Source organism: Pseudomonas sp. MWU16-30317, from assembly GCF_020515695.1.
Lineage (GTDB): Bacteria > Pseudomonadota > Gammaproteobacteria > Pseudomonadales > Pseudomonadaceae > Aquipseudomonas.
In genome coordinates this window covers 16,081-41,919 of the sequence record NZ_JAIWJA010000008.1, presented here as the reverse complement: position 1 = coordinate 41,919, position 25,839 = coordinate 16,081, and the positions used below count along the sequence as shown (strand labels likewise).

At 61.6% G+C, this 25,839-nt stretch carries 21 protein-coding genes; 18 read left to right on the top strand and 3 right to left on the bottom strand.

What is annotated here, in order from left to right; translation table 11 throughout:
- Positions 1-370 precede the first annotated feature (370 nt).
- From LIX93_RS21160 to aceA, 9 genes are all read left to right on the top strand, one after another.
- Positions 371-2,602: an NADP-dependent isocitrate dehydrogenase gene (locus tag LIX93_RS21160; RefSeq protein WP_226506014.1), complete on the top strand. Its 2,232-nt coding sequence runs from the start codon at positions 371-373 to the stop codon at positions 2,600-2,602.
- A 165-nt stretch (positions 2,603-2,767) separates the two neighbouring features.
- A complete protein-coding gene (gene mnmA, locus LIX93_RS21155; protein ID WP_226506013.1) occupies positions 2,768-3,922 on the top strand; it encodes a tRNA 2-thiouridine(34) synthase MnmA in 1,155 nt (384 codons plus the stop codon).
- Positions 3,919-4,539 (top strand): high frequency lysogenization protein HflD, encoded by a 621-nt coding sequence (hflD, locus tag LIX93_RS21150; RefSeq protein WP_226506012.1) that lies wholly within the window; start codon positions 3,919-3,921, stop codon positions 4,537-4,539. The genes mnmA and hflD overlap by 4 nt, the downstream gene beginning before the upstream one ends.
- Positions 4,540-4,670: 131 nt before the next feature.
- The gene (gene purB, locus LIX93_RS21145) at positions 4,671-6,041 is read left to right on the top strand and encodes an adenylosuccinate lyase (RefSeq protein ID WP_226506011.1); all 1,371 of its coding nucleotides are present in this window, start codon (positions 4,671-4,673) and stop codon (positions 6,039-6,041) included.
- 84 nt (positions 6,042-6,125) lie between these two features.
- A complete protein-coding gene (locus LIX93_RS21140) occupies positions 6,126-7,292 on the top strand; it encodes a cupin domain-containing protein (protein WP_226506010.1) in 1,167 nt (388 codons plus the stop codon).
- The gene (locus LIX93_RS21135) at positions 7,285-7,707 is read left to right on the top strand and encodes a GNAT family N-acetyltransferase (RefSeq protein ID WP_226506009.1); all 423 of its coding nucleotides are present in this window, start codon (positions 7,285-7,287) and stop codon (positions 7,705-7,707) included. The genes LIX93_RS21140 and LIX93_RS21135 overlap by 8 nt, the downstream gene beginning before the upstream one ends.
- A gap of 105 nt (positions 7,708-7,812) precedes the next feature.
- Positions 7,813-8,067, top strand: coding sequence for a hypothetical protein (locus LIX93_RS21130; protein WP_226506008.1), 255 nt, complete (start codon positions 7,813-7,815; stop codon positions 8,065-8,067).
- 112 nt (positions 8,068-8,179) lie between these two features.
- Positions 8,180-8,935, top strand: coding sequence for a secretin N-terminal domain-containing protein (locus tag LIX93_RS21125; RefSeq protein WP_226506007.1), 756 nt, complete (start codon positions 8,180-8,182; stop codon positions 8,933-8,935).
- A gap of 288 nt (positions 8,936-9,223) precedes the next feature.
- Positions 9,224-10,549, top strand: a complete 1,326-nt coding sequence (gene aceA, locus LIX93_RS21120) for an isocitrate lyase (RefSeq protein ID WP_226506006.1) — start codon at positions 9,224-9,226, stop codon at positions 10,547-10,549.
- Positions 10,550-10,584: 35 nt separating this feature from the next.
- Here aceA and LIX93_RS21115 read toward each other — a convergent pair whose 3' ends face one another.
- The 3 genes from LIX93_RS21115 to LIX93_RS21105 all read right to left on the bottom strand — a co-directional run bounded on the left by LIX93_RS21115 (position 10,585) and on the right by LIX93_RS21105 (position 14,943).
- On the bottom strand, positions 10,585-11,718 hold the full coding sequence (locus tag LIX93_RS21115) for a DUF1120 domain-containing protein (protein WP_226506005.1): 1,134 nt from the start codon (positions 11,716-11,718) through the stop codon (positions 10,585-10,587).
- A 16-nt stretch (positions 11,719-11,734) separates the two neighbouring features.
- A complete protein-coding gene (locus tag LIX93_RS21110; RefSeq protein ID WP_226506004.1) occupies positions 11,735-14,095 on the bottom strand; it encodes a fimbria/pilus outer membrane usher protein in 2,361 nt (786 codons plus the stop codon).
- Between the two features lie 107 nt (positions 14,096-14,202).
- Positions 14,203-14,943 (bottom strand): fimbria/pilus chaperone family protein, encoded by a 741-nt coding sequence (locus LIX93_RS21105; protein ID WP_226506003.1) that lies wholly within the window; start codon positions 14,941-14,943, stop codon positions 14,203-14,205.
- A 1,153-nt stretch (positions 14,944-16,096) separates the two neighbouring features.
- On the opposite strand from LIX93_RS21105, the gene LIX93_RS21100 reads away from it, so the two are divergent.
- The 9 genes from LIX93_RS21100 to nuoJ all read left to right on the top strand — a co-directional run bounded on the left by LIX93_RS21100 (position 16,097) and on the right by nuoJ (position 25,838).
- Positions 16,097-16,510, top strand: a complete 414-nt coding sequence (locus LIX93_RS21100) for an NADH-quinone oxidoreductase subunit A (protein WP_226506002.1) — start codon at positions 16,097-16,099, stop codon at positions 16,508-16,510.
- Between the two features lie 9 nt (positions 16,511-16,519).
- Positions 16,520-17,194 carry an NADH-quinone oxidoreductase subunit B gene (locus LIX93_RS21095; protein WP_226506001.1) on the top strand — a complete coding sequence of 225 codons (675 nt, stop codon included), beginning with the start codon at positions 16,520-16,522 and terminating at the stop codon, positions 17,192-17,194.
- A gap of 81 nt (positions 17,195-17,275) precedes the next feature.
- Positions 17,276-19,060 carry an NADH-quinone oxidoreductase subunit C/D gene (gene nuoC / locus LIX93_RS21090; protein ID WP_226506000.1) on the top strand — a complete coding sequence of 595 codons (1,785 nt, stop codon included), beginning with the start codon at positions 17,276-17,278 and terminating at the stop codon, positions 19,058-19,060.
- A gap of 2 nt (positions 19,061-19,062) precedes the next feature.
- Positions 19,063-19,560: an NADH-quinone oxidoreductase subunit NuoE gene (gene nuoE, locus LIX93_RS21085; RefSeq protein ID WP_226505999.1), complete on the top strand. Its 498-nt coding sequence runs from the start codon at positions 19,063-19,065 to the stop codon at positions 19,558-19,560.
- Entirely contained in the window at positions 19,557-20,915 is a 1,359-nt protein-coding gene (gene nuoF, locus LIX93_RS21080; protein WP_226505998.1) for an NADH-quinone oxidoreductase subunit NuoF, read from the top strand. The genes nuoE and nuoF overlap by 4 nt, the downstream gene beginning before the upstream one ends.
- Positions 20,916-21,046: 131 nt before the next feature.
- Complete coding sequence (gene nuoG, locus LIX93_RS21075; RefSeq protein ID WP_226505997.1) at positions 21,047-23,764, top strand: NADH-quinone oxidoreductase subunit NuoG; 2,718 nt, start codon at positions 21,047-21,049, stop codon at positions 23,762-23,764.
- Entirely contained in the window at positions 23,761-24,768 is a 1,008-nt protein-coding gene (gene nuoH / locus LIX93_RS21070; RefSeq protein WP_226505996.1) for an NADH-quinone oxidoreductase subunit NuoH, read from the top strand. Before nuoG ends, nuoH begins: the two co-directional genes overlap by 4 nt.
- Positions 24,769-24,779: 11 nt before the next feature.
- Positions 24,780-25,328, top strand: a complete 549-nt coding sequence (gene nuoI, locus LIX93_RS21065) for an NADH-quinone oxidoreductase subunit NuoI (RefSeq protein ID WP_003174725.1) — start codon at positions 24,780-24,782, stop codon at positions 25,326-25,328.
- A 9-nt stretch (positions 25,329-25,337) separates the two neighbouring features.
- A complete protein-coding gene (nuoJ, locus tag LIX93_RS21060; RefSeq protein ID WP_226505995.1) occupies positions 25,338-25,838 on the top strand; it encodes an NADH-quinone oxidoreductase subunit J in 501 nt (166 codons plus the stop codon).
- Position 25,839 lies beyond the last annotated feature (1 nt).

Genomic DNA, 25,839 nt, shown 5'->3' with positions numbered 1-25,839 from the left:
AGCTGCCGACGAGCTTTCGTTCGCCCCTCGATAAGTGCTCGGGCAGTGACAATAGCGGCGGTAAAAGTTTAGACGAAAGGACTGCAAGCAAGCTTCGCATTTCTGCCACTGACCAGTGGTATAATGCCGCAGTGACCAGCGAGTCACCAAGGTCGTGGGCCATCGAAGCTGCCTTCACAAGCAAGCCTCCAGGCCCCACCAGGCCGGGCTGTCAAACTCAGCTCGACCGCTTGACGCTCAACTGATGCAAAAAACATCAACGCGATGAATCCTCGACTTTCGGCTCATTGTTGCCCGTGGACCGAAAGCGCCTACCCTGCGCATCTCGAGGTTCTGTGCATGCTCAGCAAAGAAGAGAGTTAATCCGAATATGCCCACCCGTTCGAAGATCATCTACACCTTCACCGACGAAGCTCCCGCACTCGCCACCTATTCCCTGCTGCCGATCATCGAGGCCTACACTGCGTTCGCTGACATCGCCGTCGAGACCCGGGATATTTCCCTTGCCGGCCGCATCCTCTCCAGCTTCCCGGAAAAACTGACCGCCGAACAGCGCGTTGGTGACCATCTCGCCGAACTGGGCGAACTGGCCAACACCCCGGAAGCCAACATCATCAAGCTGCCGAATATCAGCGCTTCGGTCCCCCAACTCAAGGGCGCGATCAAAGAGCTGCAGGATCAGGGCTTCGACATCCCTGACTATCCCGAGGTGCCGGCCACCGACGCCGACAAGGAAGCCAAGCTGCGCTACGACAAGATCAAGGGCAGCGCCGTGAACCCGGTACTGCGCGAAGGCAACTCCGATCGTCGTGCGCCTCTGTCGGTCAAGAACTACGCGCGCAAGCACCCGCACAAGATGGGCGCCTGGAGCAGCGATTCGAAGTCCCATGTCGCACACATGAGCGAAGGTGACTTCTACGGCAGCGAAAAATCGGTCCTGATCAAGGAAGCCGGTAGCGTCAAGATCGAACTGGTCGCTCAGGACGGCACCACCACCGTGCTGAAGGAAAAGACTGCGGTCAAGGCCGGCGAAATCATCGACAGCTCGACCATCAGCAAAAAGGCATTGCGTGCATTCGTCGCCGCCGAGATCGAAGACGCCAAGAAGCTTGGCGTGCTGCTGTCGATCCATCTGAAGGCGACCATGATGAAGGTCTCCGACCCGATTCTGTTCGGTCAGATCGTCGCGGAATACTACAAGGACGCCCTCGCCAAGCACGAAGCCGTGCTCAAGCAGATCGGCTTCAACCTGAATAACGGCATCGGTGACCTGTACTCGCGCATCAAGGCGCTGCCGCAAGCCCAGCAGGACGAGATCGAAGCCGACATCAAGGCCGTCTACGCTACACGCCCTGCCCTGGCCATGGTCAACTCAGACAAAGGCATCACCAACCTGCACGTGCCGAGCGACGTTATCGTCGACGCCTCGATGCCGGCCATGATTCGTGATTCCGGCAAGATGTGGAACACCGAAGGCCAGCTGCAGGACACCAAGGCACTGATCCCGGATCGTTGCTACGCGACTATCTATCAAGCCGTCCTCGAAGACTGCAAAAAGCACGGCGCCTTCGACCCCACCACCATGGGCACCGTACCGAACGTCGGCCTGATGGCGCAAAAAGCTGAAGAGTACGGCTCTCACGACAAGACCTTCCAGGTCGAATCCACCGGCACCGTTCGCGTGACCGACACCTCCGGCACCGTGCTGATGGAACAAAAGGTCGAAGCGGGCGACATCTGGCGCATGTGCCAGGTCAAGGACGCGCCGATCCAGGACTGGGTCAAGCTGGCCGTCAACCGCGCTCGCGCCTCCAACACCCCGGCGGTGTTCTGGCTCGACCCGGCTCGCGCTCACGATGCGCAGGTCATCAAGAAAGTCGAAACCTACCTCAAGGACCACGACACTTCCGGACTGGACATCCGCATCCTCGCACCGGTCGATGCCATGGCCCTGTCGCTGGAGCGCATCCGTGCCGGCAAGGACACCATTTCGGTGACCGGCAACGTGCTGCGCGACTACCTGACCGACCTGTTCCCGATCATGGAACTGGGCACTTCGGCCAAAATGCTGTCGATCGTACCGCTGATGAACGGCGGTGGTCTGTTCGAAACCGGCGCGGGCGGCTCGGCACCCAAGCACGTACAGCAACTGGTCGAAGAAAACTTCCTGCGCTGGGATTCGCTGGGTGAGTTCCTCGCCCTGGCAGCCTCCCTGGAACACTTGGGCACGACCTACAACAACAGCAAGGCGCTGGTGTTGGCCAAGACTCTGGACCAGGCGACTGGCCAGTTCCTCGACAACAACAAGTCGCCATCGCGCAAGGTCGGCAACATCGACAATCGCGGCAGCCACTTCTACCTGGCGCTGTACTGGGCACAAGCCCTGGCAGCCCAGACCGACGACGCCGAACTGCAAAAGCAATTCAGCGTCGTGGCCAAGACCCTGTCCGACAACGAGGCGAAAATCGTCACCGAATTGAACAGCGTGCAAGGCAAACCAGTGGACATTCAAGGCTACTACCGCACCAACCCCGAGCTGACTCGCAAGGCCATGCGCCCGAGCGCCACGCTCAACGCCGCGATCGATTCGCTGGCGTCGTAATGCTTTAAAGCAATATCCAGAACCCCGGCCAGCGTGCCGGGGTTTTGTGTTCTGGCTGTCACTCTTCTCGGCCAGTAGCAACAGCACAAATCCCCGACATCTTTGGCCATGCAGCCCTCACCCTGCTAGAATCGCCCCCTTTTCGCAGACACACAGCTCATACCTATGCGCGACTCAGCCCCAGCAACCCAGCGCGTGATCGTCGGCATGTCCGGCGGCGTCGACTCTTCCGTTTCTGCCGTTCTGCTCATGGAGCAGGGCTATCAGGTCGAAGGCCTGTTCATGAAGAACTGGGAAGAAGACGACGGCACCGAATACTGCACCGCCCGCGAAGACCTCGCCGACGCGCAGGCCGTGTGCGATCGCATCGGCATCAAGCTGCACACGGCCAACTTCGCTGCCGAGTATTGGGACCACGTCTTCGAACACTTCCTGGAAGAGTACAAGGCCGGCCGCACCCCCAATCCGGACATCCTCTGCAACCGCGAAATCAAGTTCAAGGCGTTTCTCGACTACGCCCTGACCCTGGGTGCCGACCTGATCGCCACCGGCCATTACGTGCGCCGCCGCGACCTCGACGGCCGCACCGAGCTGCTCAAGGGCCTGGACCCGAACAAGGACCAGAGCTATTTCCTGCATGCCGTCGGCGGCGAGCAGATTGCCCGCACTCTGTTCCCGGTCGGCGAGCTGGAAAAGCCTGAAGTACGGGCCATTGCCGAGAAGCACGGGCTGGCCACCGCGAAGAAAAAGGACTCCACCGGCATCTGCTTTATCGGCGAGCGCCGCTTTACCGACTTCCTCAAGCAGTACCTGCCCGCGCAACCGGGTGAAATAAAAACCACCCGCGGCGAAGTGATCGGCCGCCATGCAGGCCTGATGTACCACACCATCGGCCAGCGTCAGGGCCTGGGCATCGGCGGCCTTAAAGATGCCGGCGACGATCCGTGGTACGTGCTGGTCAAGGACCTGGAGCACAACGAACTGATCGTCGGTCAGGGCAATGAACACCCGTGGCTGTTCTCGCGTGCCCTGCTGGCGTCGGAAATCTTCTGCGTTAACCCGATCGATCTGGCCCAGCCGCAGCGCCTGACCGCCAAGGTCCGCTATCGCCAGGGTGACCAGGCCTGCACGCTGGAACAGACCAGCCAAGGCTATCGCGCGGTGTTCGACGAACCGCAACGCGCCGTCACCCCAGGTCAGTCCGTGGTGTTCTACGACGGTGAAGTGTGCCTGGGCGGGGGCGTGATCGAAGTGGCAGAACCTTGGTATGCCCGCGACAGCCATGCCCGAGAAAATCAGACCGGGGAAGCCCGTTCATGACCCAGGCCCAGGAACAACTCACTGCCTTGGGCGCCGTGTTCCAGGCCGCCGTGCTGGTCGATCGTATCGCCAAGACCGGTCAGATCGGCGAAGGCGACCTGCGCTGCATGCTCGGTAGCCTGATGGTGATCGACCCCAAGGACACCCTGGATGTGTTCGGCGGCAACGACCTGTACCTGCGCGACGGCTATCGCGCGCTGGCCAGCGCTCTGGAGCGCGACCCCAACAGCCTGCAGCGCGAACCACTGCGCTATGCCCTGTCAATGCTCGGCCTGGAACGCCAACTGGGCAAACGCGACGACATGCTGGCCGTCATCGGCAAACGCCTGCCACAGATTCAGAATCAGGTAGAGCATTTCGGCCTGGTCCACGAGAATGTCATCGCTGCCAGTGGCGCGCTGTATCAGGACACGCTCAGCACCCTGCGCCAGCGCATTCAGGTGCAGGGCGATATGCGCCACTTGCAGCAGCCCAGTAACGCCTCGAAAATCCGCGCCTTGCTGCTGGCCGGCATCCGCTGTGCACGCCTGTGGCGACAGCTCGGCGGTCACCGCTGGCAACTGGTGATCAGCCGGCGCAAGCTGTTGCGCGAGCTGTACCCGATGTTGCGTGGTTGAAGGCACGCCGCTCCGGCAGAGACTCCACTAGTCAGCAAACACGCGCAGGCGGCATAGCACAGCCGACCTCCTATGCTTTTTTCATGTATAATTCGCGCCCCATTTCGTGCCCGACTGTCCGAGAACGCCCCATGCTGCTTTCATCGCTCACTGCGGTTTCCCCTGTAGACGGCCGCTACGCTGGCAAGACTCAAGCACTGCGCCCAATTTTCAGCGAATACGGCCTTATCCGTTTTCGCGCCCTGGTCGAAGTCCGCTGGCTCCAGCGCCTCGCCGCTCACCCGCAAATCGCTGAAGTGCCGGCGTTCTCCGCCGAAGCCAACGCCTTGCTCGACGCCCTGGCCAGCGACTTCGCCCTCGAACACGCCGAGCGCGTCAAAGAGATCGAACGCACCACCAACCACGACGTCAAGGCCATCGAGTACCTGCTGAAGGAACAAGCGGCCAAGCTGCCGGAACTGGCCAAGGTAAGCGAATTCATCCACTTCGCCTGCACCAGCGAGGACATCAACAACCTGTCCCACGCCCTGATGCTGCGCGAAGGCCGCGACACCGTGCTGCTGCCACTGATGCGTCAGATCGCCGAATCGATCCGCGAGCTCGCCCATCGCTTCGCCGACGTGCCGATGCTGTCGCGCACCCACGGCCAGCCTGCTTCGCCGACCACCTTGGGTAAAGAGCTGGCCAACGTCGTCTACCGTCTCGAGCGGCAGATCGCGCAAGTCGCCGCCGTGCCGCTGCTGGGCAAGATCAACGGCGCCGTGGGCAATTACAATGCCCACCTCTCGGCTTATCCTGCCATCGACTGGGAAGCCAATGCCCGCGCCTTCATCGAAGACGAGCTGGGTCTGGGCTTCAACCCGTACACCACGCAGATCGAACCGCACGACTACATCGCCGAGCTGTTCGATGCCATTGCTCGCTACAACACCATCCTGATCGATTTCGATCGTGATATCTGGGGCTACATCTCCCTGGGCTATTTCAAGCAGCGCACCATCGCCGGCGAAATCGGCTCGTCGACCATGCCGCACAAGGTCAACCCGATCGACTTCGAAAACTCCGAGGGCAACCTTGGCATCGCCAACGCGCTGTTCCAGCACCTGGCCAGCAAACTGCCGGTTTCCCGCTGGCAGCGCGACCTGACCGACTCCACCGTGCTGCGCAACCTCGGTGTCGGCTTCGCCCACAGCGTGATTGCCTACGAAGCCAGCCTCAAGGGCATCAGCAAGCTGGAAATCAACGAAGTCAAGATCGCCGCCGACCTGGACGCCTGCTGGGAAGTCCTGGCCGAGCCGATCCAGACGGTCATGCGCCGCTTCGACATCGAAAACCCGTACGAGAAGCTCAAAGAGCTGACCCGCGGCAAGGGCATCGGCCCCGAGGCGCTGCAAACTTTCATCGACGGGCTCGACATGCCCGCCGACGCCAAGGCCGAGCTGAAAAAACTCACCCCGGCCAATTACATCGGTAACGCTGCAGCCCAGGCCAAGCGCGTCTGACACCCGAGCCCCTGGTCGACACGCCCGGCAGTGCCGGGCGTTTTTATTGGCGCCATAAAAAAGCTTATTTTCAATAGGTTACACATGAAATCCGATATTCCACTGCAACTTCTGGGCGGCCTCACGGCACAAGAATTCCTGCGTGACTACTGGCAGAAAAAACCGCTGCTGATCCGTCAGGCCTTCACCGACTTCGAAAACCCGATCAGCCCTGACGAACTGGCAGGCTTGAGCCTGGAAGAAGAAGTCGAATCGCGTATCGTCATCGAAAACGGCGAGCGCCCCTGGGAAATGCGTCGCGGGCCCTTTGCCGAAGATACCTATGGCGACCTGCCGGAAACGGAATGGACGCTGCTGGTGCAAGCAGTCGATCAATTCGTGCCGGAAGTCGCGGCATTGCTCGAGCCATTCCGCTTCCTGCCGAGCTGGCGCATCGATGACGTGATGATCAGCTATGCCACCCCAGGCGGCGGCGTCGGCCCGCACTTCGACAACTATGACGTGTTCCTGCTGCAGGGCCACGGCAAGCGCAACTGGAAAATCGGCCAGATGTGCAACGCCGACAGCCCGCTGATCGAGCACAGCGACCTGCGCATCCTCGCCGACTTCGAACAAGCCGAAGAGTGGGTACTGGAGCCGGGCGACATGCTTTACCTGCCGCCGCGCGTCGCCCACTGCGGTGTGGCCGTGGACGAGTGCATGACCTACTCGGTCGGCTTCCGGGCGCCAAGCGCGGCCGAAGTCCTGACTCACTTCACCGACTTCCTCAGCCAGTTCCTGCCCGACGAAGACCGCTACAGCGACGCCGATGCCACACCGGTCAGCGACCCGCATCAGATTCAGCACGACGCCCTCGACCGCCTCAAAGGCCTGCTGGCCGAACACATGAGCGACGAGCGCCTGCTGCTGACCTGGTTCGGCCAGTTCATGACCGAGCCGCGCTACCCTGAACTGGTCGCGGGCAGTGAAGTCGAAGAAGAAGACCTGCTGGGCGGCCTTGAAGATGGCGCCGTGCTGATCCGCAATCCAAGTGCGCGCCTGGCCTGGTCGGAAGTCGACGACGACCTGCTATTGTTCGCCAGTGGCCAGAGCCGTCTGCTGCCAGGCCATCTGCGCGATCTGCTGAAGCTGATCTGCGCGGCCGATGCCTTGCACATCGACAATCTTGGGCCATGGTTGCAGGATGAAAACGGCCGCATGCTGGTCTGCGAGCTGATCAAACAGGGAAGTCTGGGATTTGCCGATGAATAAAATCGAAGTCAGAGTCGCCGATTGGCACAGAGACAACGCCGATCTGCGGCGAATTCGCGAAGCGGTGTTTATCGCTGAACAAGCCGTTACCCCTGAGCTTGAATGGGACAACGACGACGCCGACGCCGTGCATTTTCTGGCCGAGGAAGGTGATTTCGCGATCGGCACCGCACGCCTGCTGCCTGACGGCCACATCGGCCGCGTGTCGGTGCTCAAGGACTGGCGCGGGATGAAAGTCGGCGACGCCCTGATGCACGCCGCCATCGCCGAGGCAGAGCGCCGCGGCATCATGCAGCAGGCGCTGAGCGCCCAGGTGCATGCAACGGCGTTCTATGAGCGGCTGGGCTTCAAGGTGGTCAGCGAGGAGTTTCTGGAAGCCGGCATTCCCCATGTCGATATGGTGCGCGAGGGGTGACTCCAGTACCGAGGAGCCTCGCCCCACCTATCAGTTTTGCTAGCTATTCATGATGAGGAGTACAGCCCTAGGATGAAGCCTCACACACACCACAGAGGCTTCATCATGCCAAGCGAACCCGGCTTCAATCTTTCCCCAGAGCGTGTCAAAGCAGGCGATGAAATCAAGGTCACCGGAAACATCGGTGCCGTGAGCACCATTATAATCGGAACCTTCCAGTTGACTGCCTACGGCTCAGGTACCGGCGCAGCCGCCAAGGTAACCGCTGATGTCAAACAGGGCGGCTGGCCGGTGTATGTGGCGCCCCCTGGCGCCCAACAACCAGATTGGATCAAGGTTGGTGCTGTTATCGTCGATTAACGCGACCGGGGCGTCAGGATCTGCGCGACGCGAACAGCCAGCCAGATGGCGGCCGCCCCACCCTACCCCAGAATGCGCCATAATCAATATCCCCTTTGCGGAGATATCGGACATGTCGCTTCGTCCCTTGCTGTCCTGCCTGCTGCTCACCCTCAGCGCCTCGGCCGTCGCCGACACTCAGGTGCTGCAACTCAACAACCGCACCAGCGATGAGCTGCTGCCCGTGGCACGCGACTTCCTTGGCCAGGACGGCAAGGTCAGCGCCTACGGCAATCAGCTGATCGTCAATGCCCCCCCTGACAAGATCGACGCCCTGCGCAGTCTGCTGGGCCAGCTCGATGTCGCCGCCAAACGCCTGCTGATCAGCGTTGACACCTCCGACAGCAACAACGCGGGCGGTACGGGCTACAGCGTCAACGGTCAAGGCCAGGGCCGGGTGATTAACTACGGCACCGCCAACCGTACCGGTGGCGTGCAGCAAGTACAGGCCAGCGAAGGCGTGCCGGCGCTGATCCAGACCGGTGAAAGCGTGCCGCTGACCACCACTCAGCCAGACGCCTACGGGCGCCCCCAGGCGCAGACCCAATACCGCAATGTCACCCAGGGTTTCTATGTGACCGCCAGCGTGACCGGGGACATCGTGCACCTGAGCATCAGCACCAACAACGATCGCATGAGCGAGCGCAGCCCCGATGTAGTGAAAATTCAGAGCACCGACACACAGGTCAGTGGCCGGCTTGGAGAATGGATCACCTTAGGTGGCATCAACGAGCAAAGCCAGCTCAATAGGCAGGGATATACCCGTAATTACGCCACACAAGGCAGAAATGACATGACATTACGCGTCAAGGTGGACTCCCTCGACTGACCATACAGTCATTTCGCGCCCTAAAGGTCGCCACCCGGGCGCCTTTTAATGACCGACAAGTCGCAAAAAGACATTATGTAGTTCTACTAAAGAATCACTACATTTTTCTTGACGGGCAAAAAATCCGAGGACATGATGGCCTCGCTCCCGCCGTTCCGGCCCCTGCAAGGGCTTCGTCTTCGCGTCGCAGGCCACCCATTGCGGGTACGGCCTTACGTGTTCAGGCGGCCAAGGCACGGCATCGAGCACGGATTTTTTCACCCAGACCTATGCGACGAGGTTTCCCCCATGGCACAGACACGCGAACAACAAATAGCGGCTATCGAGAAAGACTGGGCGCAAAACCCACGCTGGAAAGGCGTGACCCGCACCTACAGCGCTGCTGACGTCGTCCGCCTGCGCGGCTCAATCCAGCCAGAGCACACCTTGGCCCGTCTGGGCGCCGACAAACTGTGGAATCTGGTGACCCAGGGCGCCAAGCCGTCCTTCCGCCCTGACAAGGACTTCGTCAACTGCATGGGCGCGCTCACCGGCGGCCAGGCGGTCCAGCAAGTCAAGGCTGGCATCCAGGCCATCTACCTTTCCGGCTGGCAGGTCGCGGCGGACAACAACTCGGCGGAGTCCATGTACCCCGACCAGTCGCTGTACCCGGTCGACTCGGTACCGACCGTGGTAAAACGCATCAACAACTCGTTCCGCCGCGCCGACCAGATCCAGTGGAAAGCCGGCAAGAACCCTGGCGATGATGGCTATATCGATTACTTCGCGCCCATCGTCGCCGACGCAGAAGCCGGCTTCGGTGGCGTCCTCAATGCCTACGAACTGATGAAGAGCATGATCGAAGCCGGCGCCGCTGGTGTGCACTTCGAAGACCAACTGGCCTCGGTGAAAAAATGCGGCCATATGGGCGGCAAGGTGCTGGTACCGACCCAGGAAGCCGTGCAAAAACTTACTGCCGCGCGCTTGGCCGCTGACGTCGCCGGCGTACCGACCATCATCCTCGCCCGCACCGACGCCAACGCCGCCGACTTGCTGACCTCGGACTGCGATCCGTACGACCAGCCGTTCGTGACCGGGCAACGTACGCCCGAAGGCTTCTATAAAGTGCGCGCCGGCCTCGATCAGGCCATCGCACGCGGCCTGGCCTATGCACCCTATGCCGACCTGATCTGGTGCGAGACGGCCAAGCCGGACCTGGCCGAAGCCCGTCGTTTTGCCGAAGCGATCAAGAAGGAATATCCGGATCAGCTCCTGTCGTACAACTGTTCGCCGTCGTTCAACTGGAAGAAGAACCTGGATGACGCCACCATCGCCAAGTTCCAGCGCGAGCTGTCGGCCATGGGCTACAAGCATCAATTCATCACCCTGGCGGGCATCCACAACATGTGGCACAGCATGTTCAACCTGGCCCACGACTATGCCCGCAACGACATGACGGCCTATGTGAAGCTGCAGGAGCAGGAGTTCGCTGACGCCGCCAAGGGCTACACCTTCGTGGCACACCAGCAGGAAGTGGGCACGGGCTATTTCGACGACATGACTACGGTGATTCAGGGCGGCGCGTCTTCGGTGACGGCGCTGACCGGTTCGACCGAGGAAGAGCAGTTCCACTAAGACCAGGCGGTTTTCCAGCACCGCTGCCACATGGCTTAGAGGTACACGATCTCGATCGTCGCGGACCCGTCCAACAGGACGGGTTCACTCACATCCAGCTCGATAATCGGCGCGATCACCGGCGCTACGGACAGCGTAGCGCTCATGTGCTGCAAATCATCTGGGCCGCTCGTGGCTCCCCGGCGGGCGCTGAAGCCTGACCAGACGCCAGTGGACAATTCGACGCCATCGGCCTGTGCCGCGCTCCAACTCGCCCCCATCGACCCGGTCTGCGTCGCGTAAGTCGCAGACCAACCATCGACTCGCACATCTTCGAGCCGCAGGGTATAGCGTCCTACTCGCCTGCCGCGATCAAGCCCAAGACCAAAACTGTTCTCGGCACCCAAGGTGGCAGAACCAGCGCGATTATCGACCATGCGCAGGGCGATCAGCGCCGGCCCGTCGCAGGCAACCGTGAGCGCCACCGTCTGGGCGGGTAACCGGGTTTCCTGATATCGACTGAATTGGCCAACCGACCGCTGGCCAAAATCTACCCGCCCGTTAGCGCCGAGGAGCGGCTCGCAAGATACAGGCAAAACGGTCGAGCTCAGAGTCATTGCCTCGCTGACGTGGGCTTGCGGTACATCGATCGAAGCCAAGGCCTGCCAGAGGGTCTCGTCGCGTACCCGCAACGCCTGCCGTGGTGCGACGGCGACGACGTCCAATCGCGCCTGCAATACCTTGCCTTGCACAGGCCGCCCGTCACGCATCGCCACCAGCCCTCTTTCGGGGCGCCAGTGCATACTGTTTTGCGCACGAACGGGCAATTCCCCCAGACGCCCCAGCTCCCCCAATGCGACGTACGCGCCATCGAGCACAGCATCGCGTAGCCGGACTCGGTAGTGCCCAAGGGTGGACAGCCTGAAAGTGTCGTCATCCGCCGCGTGGGCGCGAAGGTACAAGGTCAGCTCCGTAGGCTCGGTGCAGGTGAGGTTCAAGCTCAAGCTGCGCTCGCCCAACAGGACTCTGCCGGCAAGCCAGGCCAGGTTGTCGCGCTTCAAGACCCCGAAATCGATAGTGGGATTACTGAGCATCAGCGCACAGTCCGCCAGCGCCTGCGGTGACCAAAAGGCGACCGCAGCCCATGATCCCAATGCAGTCGAAAAAATTGCGCGCAGCGAAGATGTCATGGATGCAGTCTCGTATTCAGGACGCTCGGCAGGTAGCCGGCACGGTTTCGTAATAGGCCTGGGCATCTGCCTGTGGCGCCAGTTCGAAGTGCAACTCGCAACGTGGCACGTCGGGCCCACTGACCCACAGGCGCCCCAGGTTGATCACATTGGGCACGAACACCGTGCCGTCCTGGTCGACCATCCCGATCGGGATATCCTGGTCATTCACCACTGAGGCGCCAGGTGCAAGCTTGGCGCCCGACGCGGTATGCACCTGCAGCAGGACGCGGCGGGTGACTATCACACTGAAATCGATGCGCTCTACAGCACCGCGGGCCGCCATGACCTGACGGGCGCCATCACCGATATCGACGTTGCGTGGCAATGATCCAGGTGCCACTTCGACATTGCTGCGGCCATAGGCATTGAGGCGTGGCACCACTGCCGCACCTGAGCCGTTGGTCCAGACCGGGCCGCTGAAAGTATCGACCTTGACCCCGGCCACCTCACCAACCTTGATCAGGGCAAAGGTATCGCTCAACGGATATACCGAGGTCATGACCCCGCCGTCATAAGCGACCAGGCCACCGCGCAGCGCCGTGCTGATGCTGTGCTCGCGGTCGCCGTCACCGGTGTAGCCGAGGTCGACCTGGGCATGGCGTGGCTGCATCGAGACCCCAGTCGAAAAGCCATCCCGACCGTTGGTGAGATTGCGTTCGGCGCCGAGTCGATAGCTGACGGTATCGTTCAGCGTACTGGCAAAGCTGGTAGAGATGCGTTGGCGGTCATGACTGTCGCTGTAGGCCGTGCGAAACCTTGCGCCGCCTCCCAATGGCACGCTGAGCGTGGCATACAGAGCGGTGCCCATGGTGGCGAGGTTGTTATCCTGCGGGCCGCCTCGGTGTCCCAGATCGCGCTCAGCTGTCAATGAAAACGTAACGCCTCGATAGTTTTTGGCCCACGACGCGTTGGCTCGGCTACTGGTGGTGCCATTGAACAATGTCGACTGCGCGTAGCCGGCATTCAAGCTGCCGAGCCACTGGTGAGACCAGCCCACGCTGCCACTGTACTGGGTGCGAGGATAGGCCGCGGTCTGCTGGCCGTTCGTTCGCTCGCCGCTGTCGAGCAGTTCACGATAGCCTGCAGTCTGGCGGGTCACCGCCGCACTCACCGACCACTGGGCCCCCAGCCTCTGAGTGATCGAAATTCGTGACTGTATGCCTTTGACCCCTTCGCTGGCCGCGCGGGTCGAAACCAGGTCGGCGCGTATCTGGGCACCGCCGCCAACGCGCTGGCCTACACTGGTCCCGGCGGAGAAGTACTCAGGGGAGGCCATGGTGCCGATACTGACGCTCGCCCTACGGCCGATGCGCCCCGTCCAACCGGCATTGGCTATCGTCGACGCCTGCTCTGCAGGAGCGTTACGCAGTTGGCCCACGCCCAGCGTATAACCGCTGCCCGGATCTTCCACGCCGGCCTGCGCTGCCGAAACGCTGAACTGGCGATGGGAGCCGTCCGCCTCGATGACCATGACCTGTAACTCGGCGCGCTGGTTGACCCGCGGCACATCGCGCAGCACAAAGACGCCCCCCGGCACGATGGTCGTATAGATCAGATTGTTCATCTGCCGGACCTCGACACGCGCTGGGCCCTGAGCGATACCTTCGACCACCGCGCGGCCACCCTGCTGCCCCAAACCCTGTTCATTCATCAACTGCACACCGGTCACCTGGGCGGCGCCCAATACCGGATTGCTCAGCTGAATCTGCCCCAATTGCGCTACCGCACCGATACCGGCAAAGGTGCGCTGTGCATAGGCGTCGATATGCTGAAAGCGCGAAACGCCATTCGTGGCGCTGTATAACTGATGGCTACGGACTATCCAGTTACCGGCATTGAAACCGACCTCGGTGTTGGCCGAGGTATTACGGCTGCTGCCGCCCCCAAAGCGGTTGGCCATGCCCAACAGTTCATAATTGAGTACCCCGGCGACGCCACCGGTGCTGAAGCCACTCAAATCACGGGGTACTGCGACGAGCGCCTCGACGGACACTACCAGTTCGATCTCACCGATGTCCGAGCGTAACTGTACCTGGGTCAACGCGAAGCGCTGGATGAACGCCGAACAATCGGCTGGCCCGGCGCTTGTGCCCGCTGAGCGCAGGCCGGCCGCTGCCAGGAACGACGCGTCGTAGCAAAGTTCGCCATCACTGCCAAAACGGGCAATCACGGCGCCGCGGGCCTGGCCGTTAACCTTCAGCTGGACCTTATGCTCACCCGGTGTGAAGCGTGGCGCTGCACTGAAGTACTCGGCCAGGCGCGGATCGATGCCACGCTGACGCAGCAGTTCCATATCGAAGCCGCTGTGATTTTCCTCGGCCCTGATGGCACGCATGCCAACGCTCAGAGCCAGTGCAAAGCCAGCCTTGATGTCGGCTCGCCCACCGAGTCCAACCAGTGGCGCGGCGCAGTGACAACGACAGCGGGTCTTCGCTATGACCATTACTTCAAGGGGGAATCGTAGGCGTCTACTGCAAAGCCGTAGACCGTGGCGGGGTACAGGCGCACGCCATGGGCGCCGGCGGCAGCGGGCGGGACGTCGACACTCAGTTGCTCGCCGGCCAGCAGATAGGCGCGGGGTAACTGAGCGGTGGCTTGCATCGGCAGCAGCGTGAGTTGTTGCGACAGACGTACCACATAGCGGGTGTCGTTGCTCACGGTGAGTTTGCCGTTGCTGTGGCGCCAGGTCAGCCCCTTCCAAGGCTCGCGCTCGGGAGGCAGTCCTTTGGGATGGACGATGACCGGCAAATTCTGGCGTATGCCAACGCCAATCCGGGCGGTGTCCTTTTGCGACGGGTCGACTTGCGCGACGCCCTCGAAGGTCACGCGCTTGAGGCGTTGAGTCTTGAGGGGCCCGCCTTCGCTGCGCAGGATGAATCGCACCCATTGCGATTTGCCCGCTTCGACACGGGAAACCGCCGGGGTGACCAGCAGCAACGGCTGGTTGTCCTCGGGTATGTTTTCCAGATTGACGAGCAATAAGACGGCGGTGTTATCAGTGTTGGTCACCTTGATGGTGGCCTCGCCGTCGGCTTCATTGACGATCACCACGGAGGTTTGCGGAACCATACCGGCAGCATTGGCGAATTCGGGGCTGATCCCGCTCGTGGCAAGCAACGCGGGTACAACGAGGGAGGCCAGGCGAAGCCGCTGATACACTTGCTTAGGGTTAGCCAGTTGCATACTGATGATCTCGGCCCATCAGAGGCGTCGAGGCGTCACCCTTGACGCAGCAGGCCAGCAGGGCGAACGACGCATGTGAGCCACGCGCGTGGACAGGCATGGATTGTTTATTGAATAAATAAATCGTGCCGAAGTTCGGCGCAAAATAGCGGCGGGCGATTGGGGCCAACCATCAACAGCGGAAGATATTAATTGCGGCAGCCACTCATTAATATAGGACAAACACTGAAACTGTCGTCCTGTCACTCGCAAGAGTGCACTCGCGCCCACCGTCGCTTCCGGAAAAGCCTGGCTGCGCAATGGCACACAGGCGGGGGCTGATACCGAGCCAGCTCGTCTTCACTCGGGCAGCGAAGCCAGATCGACGTTCATTACAGAGAATGCAGCTCGATCGTTGCCGAACCGGCAAGACTCGCATCACTGCTCGGCGTCGGATTTCAGCAGAGGTATTACCCGCAAATGCAGAAGTTGCCCCCAACCCCAGACCCAGCCCCATGCCCATGCCCAGCGCAATAGCGACAGTCAGTCTTTTCAACAATATTTATACCTCATCCCAAATAAGCGCGCGTGCAATACGATGCAAGTAACCCTCCGTAAAAGCGATTCGACACTAGTTACTAGATGCTGGTACACAGGGTCGTAAAGTTTAGAACAACAGAGTGCACCACTATATAAGAACAGTCTTAAACACAGGCCGACAGGCGCAAAGACAGTCCGGCAGCCACTGCCCTGCGGCACGCCGGCCTGGCCACCGATTGCCGGAGGGCCGGTCTGGACTATTTGCCCGGCAACGCAGCGAGACAATGATCTGAAGCAATACCCGACTTCTGTGGTTGGGTTAAAAAGCTCGCGAATGGCACGGAGCAGCAAAAATCGCGAAGCGGAAACGATATTAATTATCATTGCCATCTGAGACTTATTGCGGCGAATGAAAAACACACTTAACAAAACCTTCTACAATCCCCTGTACCCAACGGTTTCAGCGCGATTGAGGCTGCCTATGTGCGTAATGCTACGAATTAATTTGCCATACTAAATTTACTTGCTGGCGGTTTACCCATAAAATCAGCGCGATAGCAGAAGTGCGACATATCGTCACTGCGACACCACATTCAAGCACAGGGGTCTGCCGCCCCTGTTAAGGATCCAGAGCATGCCCGATTCGACAGGACTCATCGCCCACAACTGGGGCTTTGCCATCTTCCTTCTGGGCGTCGTCGGCCTGTGTGCTTTCATGCTCGGCCTGTCGAGCCTGCTGGGCGGTAAAGCCTGGGGCCGCAGCAAGAACGAACCGTTCGAATCCGGCATGCTCCCCACCGGCAGCGCGCGCCTGCGCCTGTCGGCAAAATTCTATCTGGTCGCGATGCTGTTCGTGATCTTCGATATCGAAGCCCTCTTCCTGTTTGCCTGGTCTGTGTCCGTCCGCGAAAGCGGCTGGACCGGATTCGCCGAAGCTTTCATTTTCATAGCAATTCTGTTGGCAGGTCTTGTCTACCTCTTTCGAGTGGGGGCCCTTGACTGGGCGCCGGAAGCTCGTCTCAAGCGGCAAGCGAAGCTGAAACAATGAGGCTTTGGCATGCAATACAATCTCACCAGGATCGACCCGGATGCACCTAACCAGGAGTATCCGATTGGCGAACGGGAAACCGTAGCCGACCCCCTTGAAGATCAAGTTCACAAGAACATCTACATGGGCAAACTCGAAGACGTGCTGAACGGTGCGGTGAACTGGGGGCGCAAGAACTCCCTGTGGCCGTACAACTTCGGCCTGTCGTGCTGCTACGTGGAAATGACCACGGCGTTCACGGCACCCCACGACATCGCGCGCTTTGGCGCCGAGGTCATTCGGGCGTCACCTCGCCAGGCCGACTTCATGGTCATCGCAGGCACCTGCTTCATCAAGATGGCGCCGATCATTCAGCGTCTCTATGAGCAGATGCTCGAACCCAAATGGGTGATTTCCATGGGCTCGTGCGCCAACTCCGGCGGCATGTATGACATCTACTCGGTCGTTCAGGGTGTGGACAAGTTCCTCCCCGTCGACGTCTACGTGCCCGGCTGCCCTCCTCGTCCAGAGGCATTTCTGCAAGGCTTGATGCTGCTGCAGGAATCCATTGGCCAGGAGCGCCGCCCGTTGTCCTGGGTGGTCGGTGATCAAGGCGTGTATCGCGCCGAGATGCCGTCGCAAAAGGAACAACGTCGCGAACAGCGAATTGCCGTGACCAACCTGCGCAGCCCCGACGAAGTCTGATCCAGCGGCGTTCTGATCGTGTGACCAAGCACACCAGGATTCCTGGCTTCATTCTGCAGTTGACCGAAAGCGACCGAGACCATGACAACAGCGGACACCGCTCTGTATATCCCGCCTTACAAGGCTGACGACCAAGATGTGGTCGTCGAACTGACCAACCGCTTTGGCCCCGAGGCGTTCACCGCCCAGGAAACCCGCACCGGCATGCCGGTGCTGTGGGTCGATCGCGCCAAGCTGATCGAGATCCTCACCTTCCTGCGCAACGTGCCCAAGCCCTACTCGATGCTGTATGACCTGCACGGTGTCGACGAGCGCCTGCGCACCCACCGTCGCGGCCTGCCGGGCGCCGACTTCACGGTGTTCTACCACCTGCTGTCGGTCGAACGTAACAGCGACGTGATGCTCAAGGTGGCGCTCAGCGAGAGCGACCTCAACGTCCCTACCGCCACGCGCATCTGGCCGAACGCCAGCTGGTACGAGCGTGAAGTCTGGGACATGTTCGGCATCACCTTCAACGGCCACCCGCACCTGTCGCGCATCTTGATGCCGCCGACCTGGGAAGGTCACCCGCTGCGCAAGGACTTCCCGGCGCGCGCCACTGAATTCGATCCGTTCAGCCTGACCCTCGCCAAGCAGCAGCTCGAGGAAGAAGCCGCGCGCTTTCGCCCCGAAGACTGGGGCATGAAGCGCTCGGGCAGCAACGAGGACTACATGTTCCTCAACCTGGGCCCGAACCACCCTTCGGCCCACGGTGCCTTCCGCATCATCCTGCAACTGGACGGCGAAGAGATCGTCGACTGCGTCCCTGACATCGGCTACCACCACCGTGGCGCCGAGAAAATGGCCGAGCGTCAGTCGTGGCACAGTTTCATCCCCTACACCGACCGCATCGACTACCTGGGCGGGGTGATGAACAACCTGCCCTACGTGCTCGCCGTGGAGAAGCTGGCCGGCATCAAGGTGCCGCAAAAAGTCGACACCATCCGCATCATGATGGCCGAGTTCTTCCGCATCACCAGCCACTTGCTGTTCCTGGGCACCTATATCCAAGACGTCGGCGCCATGACCCCGGTGTTCTTCACCTTCACCGATCGCCAGAAGGCCTATACGGTGATCGAAGCCATCACGGGCTTTCGGCTGCACCCGGCCTGGTACCGCATCGGCGGCGTCGCCCACGACCTGCCGCGCGGCTGGGAGAAACTGGTCAAGGACTTCGTCGAATGGCTGCCCAAGCGCCTCGACGAATACACCAAGGCCGCCCTGCAGAACAGCATCCTCAAGGGTCGTACCATCGGCGTGGCCGCCTACAACACCAAGGAAGCCCTGGAATGGGGTGTCACCGGTGCCGGGCTGCGTTCCACCGGTTGCGACTTCGACCTTCGCAAGGCGCGCCCGTACTCGGGCTACGAGAACTTCGAGTTCGAAGTGCCGCTGGCTCACAACGGCGACGCCTATGACCGCTGCATGGTCCGCGTCGAGGAAATGCGCCAGAGCATCAAGATCATCGACCAGTGCATGCGCAACATGCCAGAAGGCCCGTACAAGGCGGATCACCCGCTGACCACGCCGCCGCCCAAAGAGCGCACGCTGCAACACATCGAAACCTTGATCACGCACTTCCTGCAAGTCTCGTGGGGGCCGGTGATGCCGGCCAATGAGTCCTTCCAGATGATCGAAGCGACCAAGGGCATCAACAGTTACTACCTGACGAGCGATGGCGGCACCATGAGCTACCGCACCCGGATTCGTACCCCAAGCTTCCCGCACTTGCAGCAGATCCCTTCGGTGATCAAAGGCGAGATGGTCGCGGACTTGATCGCGTACCTGGGTAGCATCGATTTCGTTATGGCCGACGTGGACCGTTAAGCATGAACAGCACGCTTATTCAGACTGACCGTTTCGCCCTCAGCGAAACCGAGCGTTCGGCCATCGAGCACGAACTCCATCACTACGAGGACCCGCGCGCGGCGTCCATCGAAGCCCTCAAGATCGTCCAGAAGGAACGCGGCTGGGTGCCCGACGGCGCTCTTTATGCCATCGGCGAGATCCTCGGTATTCCGGCCAGCGACGTCGAAGGCGTGGCCACCTTCTATAGCCAGATCTTCCGCCAGCCGGTCGGCCGTCACATCATTCGCGTGTGCGACAGCATGGTCTGCTTCATCGGTGGCCACGAATCGGTGGTCAGCAAGATCCAGAGCGAACTCGGCATCGGCCTCGGCCAGACCACCGCAGACGGGCGCTTCACCCTGCTGCCGGTGTGCTGCCTGGGCAACTGCGACAAGGCGCCGGCGTTGATGATCGACGACGACACATTCGGTGACGTGCAGCCTGCTGGCGTGACCCAACTGCTGGAGGGCTACGTATGACCCTTACCTCCTTCGGGCCTGCCAACCGCATCGCCCGCAGTGCCGAAACTCACCCGTTGACCTGGCGCCTGCGCGATGACGGCGAGCCCATCTGGTACGACGAATACGTCAGCAAGAACGGCTACACCGCCGCGCGCAAGGCTTTCGCCGACATGGCCGCCGACGACATCGTTCAGGCGGTCAAGGACTCCGGCCTCAAGGGCCGCGGCGGTGCGGGCTTCCCGACGGGCGTCAAATGGGGCCTGATGCCCAAAGACGAATCCATGAACATCCGCTACCTGCTGTGCAACGCGGATGAAATGGAGCCCAACACCTGGAAAGACCGCATGCTGATGGAGCAACAGCCCCATCTGCTGATCGAAGGCATGCTGATCAGCGCCCGCGCGCTCAAAGCCTACCGGGGCTACATCTTCCTTCGCGGCGAATACGTCACCGCCGCCAAGCACCTCAACCGCGCAGTGCAGGAAGCCAAGGCCGCCGGCCTGCTGGGCAAGAACATCCTCGGCACCGGTTTCGACTTCGAGCTGTTCGTGCACACCGGCGCCGGGCGCTACATCTGCGGTGAAGAAACCGCCCTGATCAACTCCCTCGAAGGCCGGCGCGCCAACCCGCGCTCCAAGCCGCCCTTCCCTGCTGCCGTCGGCGTGTGGGGCAAGCCGACCTGCGTCAACAACGTCGAGACCCTGTGCAACGTGCCGGCCATCGTCGGCAACGGCAACGACTGGTACAAGTCGCTGGCCAAAGAAGGCAGTGAAGACCACGGCACCAAGCTCATGGGCTTCTCCGGCAAGGTCAAGAACCCGGGCCTGTGGGAGCTGCCGTTCGGCGTGACCGCCCGCGAGCTGTTCGAAGACTACGCTGGCGGCATGCGCGACGGCTTCAAGCTCAAGGCGTGGCAGCCAGGCGGCGCCGGTACCGGCTTCCTGCTGCCCGAACACCTAGACGCGCAAATGTACGCCGGCGGCATCGCCAAGGTCGGCACGCGGATGGGCACCGGCCTGGCCATGGCGGTGGACGACAGCGTCAACATGGTCTCGCTGCTGCGCAACATGGAAGAATTCTTCTCCCGCGAGTCATGTGGTTTCTGCACCCCTTGCCGTGACGGCCTGCCGTGGAGCGTCAAGCTGCTGCGCGCCATCGAGACCGGCAACGGCCAGCCGGGGGATATCGAAACCCTGCTGGGGCTGGTCGGTTTCCTCGGCCCGGGCAAGACCTTCTGTGCCCACGCTCCAGGTGCCGTCGAGCCGTTGGGCAGCGCGATCAAGTATTTCCGTCCGGAGTTCGAAGCAGGCATCAAGGCCAGCACGCCCGGCAGCCTGACCCAGGTGGTTACCCCCACCATGGCAGGCGCGTAACACACCGTGACCCCGACGGCCCTGGCCGTCGGCTGACTGCCCGTTGACGCGCCTCTGGGGCTGCGCCGGGCAGATAACAAGATTTCCATTAGCCACGCCCGCTGACAACGGGCCAACGAAGAACTTGAACCATGGCCACTATCCACGTAGACGGCAAAGACCTTGAGGTCGATGGTGCAGACAACCTGCTACAGGCTTGTCTGTCCCTCGGGCTCGATATCCCTTATTTCTGCTGGCACCCGGCGCTGGGAAGCGTCGGCGCCTGCCGCCAGTGTGCGGTCAAGCAGTTCACCGATGAGAACGACACGCGCGGTCGGCTGGTCATGTCGTGCATGACCCCTGCCACCGACAACACCTGGATCTCCATCGAAGACGAAGAAGCGAAAGTGTTTCGCGCCAGCGTCGTCGAATGGCTGATGACCAACCACCCGCATGACTGCCCGGTGTGCGAGGAAGGCGGCCACTGCCATCTCCAGGACATGACGGTAATGACCGGCCACAACGAGCGCCGGTATCGCTTCACCAAGCGCACCCACCAGAACCAGGAGCTCGGCCCGTTCATCGCCCACGAGATGAACCGCTGCATCGCTTGCTACCGTTGCGTGCGCTTTTATAAAGACTACGCCGGCGGTACCGACCTGGGTGTATTCGGCGCCCACGACAACGTCTACTTCGGCCGCGTCGAAGACGGCACCCTGGAGAGCGAGTTCTCCGGCAACCTCACCGAGGTCTGCCCGACCGGTGTGTTCACCGACAAGACCCACTCCGAGCGCTACAACCGCAAGTGGGACATGCAATTTGCGCCGAGCATCTGCCATGGCTGCTCGAGCGGTTGCAACATCAGCCCCGGCGAGCGCTACGGTGAACTGCGCCGTATCGAAAACCGCTACAACGGTTCGGTCAACCAGTACTTCCTGTGCGACCGTGGCCGCTTCGGCTATGGCTACGTCAACGCCAAGGACCGTCCGCGCCAGCCGCTGCTGGTCGAGACCCAGGCCAAGCTGAGCCTGGACGGCGCCCTGGACAAGGCTGCCGACCTGCTGCGCGGTCGCAACATCGTCGGCATCGGCTCGCCTCGCGCCAGCCTCGAAAGCAACTACGCGCTACGCGAACTGGTCGGTGCCGAGCACTTCTACAGTGGCATCGAAGCGGGTGAGCTGGAGCGTATCCGCCTGGTGCTGAAGGTGCTGAACGACAGCCCGCTGCCGATTCCCAACCTGCGTGAAGTGGAAGACCACGACGCGGTTTTCGTCCTCGGCGAAGACCTGACCCAGACCGCCGCGCGCCTGGCGCTGAGCCTGCGTCAGTCGGTCAAGGGCAAGGCTGAAGCCATGGCCGGTGCGATGCGCGTCCAGCCATGGCTCGACGCCGCCGTGAAGAACATCGGCCAGCACGAGATGTATCCGCTGTTCATTGCCAGCCTGACCGCCACCAAGCTTGATGATGTGGCCGAAGAGTGCGCGCACGCCGCTCCCGACGACCTCGCGCGTCTGGGCTTCGCGGTGGCCCATGCCATCGACGCCAGCGCGCCAGCCGTAACCGGCCTGGAGCCGGAAGCACTGGAACTGGCGACACGTATTGCCGAGGCACTGGTCAACGCCAAGCGCCCGCTGATCGTGTCCGGTACTTCGCTGGGCAGCAACGCCCTGATCGAAGCTGCTGCCAACATCGCCAAGGCTCTGCACGCCCGCGATAAAGCCGGATCGTTGAGCCTGATCGTGCCCGAGGCCAACAGCCTGGGCCTGGCCATGCTCGGTGGGGAATCCCTGGATGCCGCGCTTGCCGCCGTCACCAGCGGCGCCGCCGATGCTCTGGTGGTGCTGGAAAACGATCTGTACACCCGTGTCGATGCCGCCAAGGTCAACGCCGCGCTGGACGCCGTCAAGGTATTGATCGTCGCCGACCACCAGCGCACCGCCACCAGCGAACGCGCGCACCTGCTGCTGCCGGCCGCCAGCTTCGCTGAAGGCGACGGCACGCTGGTCAGCCAGGAAGGTCGCGCCCAGCGCTTCTTCCAGGTCTTCGACCCGGCCTATCTGGACGCCAGCAACCTGGTCCACGAAGGCTGGCGCTGGCTGCACGCCCTGCGCGCCACCCTGCTCGACCGTCCGGTCGACTGGACCCAGCTCGATCACGTCACGGCGGCCGTGGCCAGTGTCGCGCCGCAACTGCACGGCATCCTCGATGCCGCGCCGTCGGCGTCGTTCCGTATCAAGGGCCTGAAACTGGCCCGCGAACCGCTGCGCTACAGCGGCCGCACGGCCATGCGCGCCAACATCAGCGTGCACGAACCGCGGACCTCGCAAGACATCGACACTGCGTTCTCTTTCTCGATGGAAGGCTACTCCGGCTCGGCCGAACCGCGCCAGCAAGTGCCGTTCGCCTGGTCGCCGGGCTGGAACTCGCCGCAAGCCTGGAACAAGTTCCAGGACGAAGTCGGCGGCAGCATCCGTGCCGGTGACCCGGGCAAGCGCCTGATCGAACCGCAAGGTGACAAACTGGGTTGGTTCAGCGCCATACCGGCCGCCTTCTCGCCACCCCGTGGCACCTGGCAGGCAGTACCGCTGTATCACTTGTTCGGCAGTGAAGAAAACTCTTCGCGTGCCATTCCCGTGCAAGAGCGCATTCCCGCTGCCTACGTGGCCCTGGCCAAATCGGAAGCCGATCGCCTGGGTGTCAACGACGGTGCGCTGCTGAGCCTTAGCGTCAATGGTCAGGCCCTGCGCCTGCCGCTGCGCATCGATGAAGAACTGGGTGCCGGCCTGATCGGCTTGCCGTCCGGCCTGGCCGGAATTCCGCCGGCGTTCGCCGGGTTCAGCGTCGAAGGCCTGCAGGAGGCAGCACAATGACCTGGTTTACCCCTGAGGTGATCGATTCGATCATTGCAGTCGTCAAGGCCTTGGTGATCATGCTCGCGGTCGTGGTATGCGGCGCCTTGCTCAGCTTCGTCGAACGACGTTTGCTGGGCTGGTGGCAAGACCGTTACGGCCCGAACCGTGTCGGCCCGTTCGGCATGTTCCAGATCGCCGCCGACATGCTGAAGATGTTCTTCAAGGAAGACTGGAACCCGCCCTTCGTCGACAAGGTGATCTTCACCCTGGCGCCGGTGGTGGCCATGAGCGCCTTGTTGATCGCTTTCGCGATCATCCCCATCACCCCGACCTGGGGCGTGGCGGACCTGAACATCGGCCTGCTGTTCTTCTTCGCCATGGCCGGCCTGTCGGTCTACGCGGTGCTGTTCGCCGGTTGGTCGTCGAACAACAAGTTCGCCTTGCTCGGCAGCTTGCGGGCCTCGGCACAAACCGTGTCGTACGAAGTGTTCATGGGCCTGTCGCTGATGGGCATCGTGATCCAGGCGGGCTCGTTCAACATTCGCGACATCGTCGAATACCAGTCCCAGCACCTGTGGTTCATCATTCCGCAGTTCTTCGGCTTCTGTACCTTCTTCATCGCTGGCGTGGCCGTGACTCACCGTCACCCCTTCGACCAGCCGGAAGCGGAACAGGAACTGGCCGACGGGTATCACATCGAATACGCCGGCATGAAGTGGGGGATGTTTTTCGTCGGTGAATACATCGGCATCATCCTGATCTCGGCCTTGCTGGTGACCTTGTTCTTCGGTGGCTACCACGGCCCGTTCAACATCCTGCCGCAGATACCGTTCGTGTGGTTCGCGCTCAAGACCTGCTTCTTCATCATGCTATTCGTGCTGCTGCGTGCTTCGATTCCGCGCCCGCGCTACGACCAGGTGATGGATTTCAGCTGGAAATTCTGCCTGCCGCTGACCCTGATCAATTTGCTGGTGACCGCTGCGCTCGTGTTGCTCAACACGCCAGCTGTTGCGGCCCAGTGAGGATTTGACCCATGTTCAAATATATTGGCGACATCGTTAAGGGCACCGGAACCCAGCTACGCAGCTTGGTGATGGTGTTCGGTCACGGGTTCCGCAAACGTGACACCCTGCAATACCCGGAAGAAGCCGTGTACCTGCCGCCGCGCTACCGCGGTCGCATCGTCCTCACCCGCGACCCCGACGGCGAAGAACGCTGCGTGGCCTGCAACCTGTGCGCCGTGGCGTGCCCGGTAGGGTGCATCTCGCTACAAAAAGCCGAGACCGAAGACGGCCGCTGGTACCCGGATTTCTTCCGCATCAACTTCTCACGCTGCATTTTCTGCGGCCTGTGCGAGGAAGCATGCCCGACGACGGCGATTCAGCTGACGCCGGACTTCGAAATGGCCGAGTTCAAACGTCAGGACCTGGTGTACGAGAAAGAAGATCTGCTGATCTCCGGCCCCGGCAAGAACCCTGACTACAACTTCTACCGCGTTGCGGGCATGGCCGTCGCCGGCAAGCCGAAAGGTGCCGCGCAGAATGAAGCCGAGCCGATCAACGTCAAGAGCCTGCTCCCTTAAGGAAGAAAGATGGAATTCGCTTTCTATTTCGCATCCGGCGTTGCAGTGGTGTCCACCCTCAGGGTGATCACCAACACCAACCCCGTGCACGCCCTGCTCTACCTGATCATCTCGCTCATCAGCGTCGCCATGACCTTCTTCGCCCTCGGCGCGCCGTTTGCCGGCGTGCTGGAAGTGATCGCCTACGCTGGCGCCATCATGGTGCTGTTCGTCTTCGTGGTGATGATGCTCAACCTCGGCCCCGCCTCGGTGCAGCAAGAGCGTGACTGGCTCAAGCCCGGCATCTGGGCAGGTCCGGTGTTCCTCGCCGTGCTGCTGCTCCTCGAACTGGGCTACACCCTGTTCGCCAACACCAGCACCGTCGGCATCGGCCAGACCACGGTCGACGCCAAAGCGGTCGGCATCAGCCTGTTCGGCCCTTATCTGCTGGTGGTCGAGCTGGCCTCGATGCTGTTGCTCGCCGCCGCGGTCACGGCTTTCCATCTTGGCCGCAACGAGGCGAAGGAGTAAC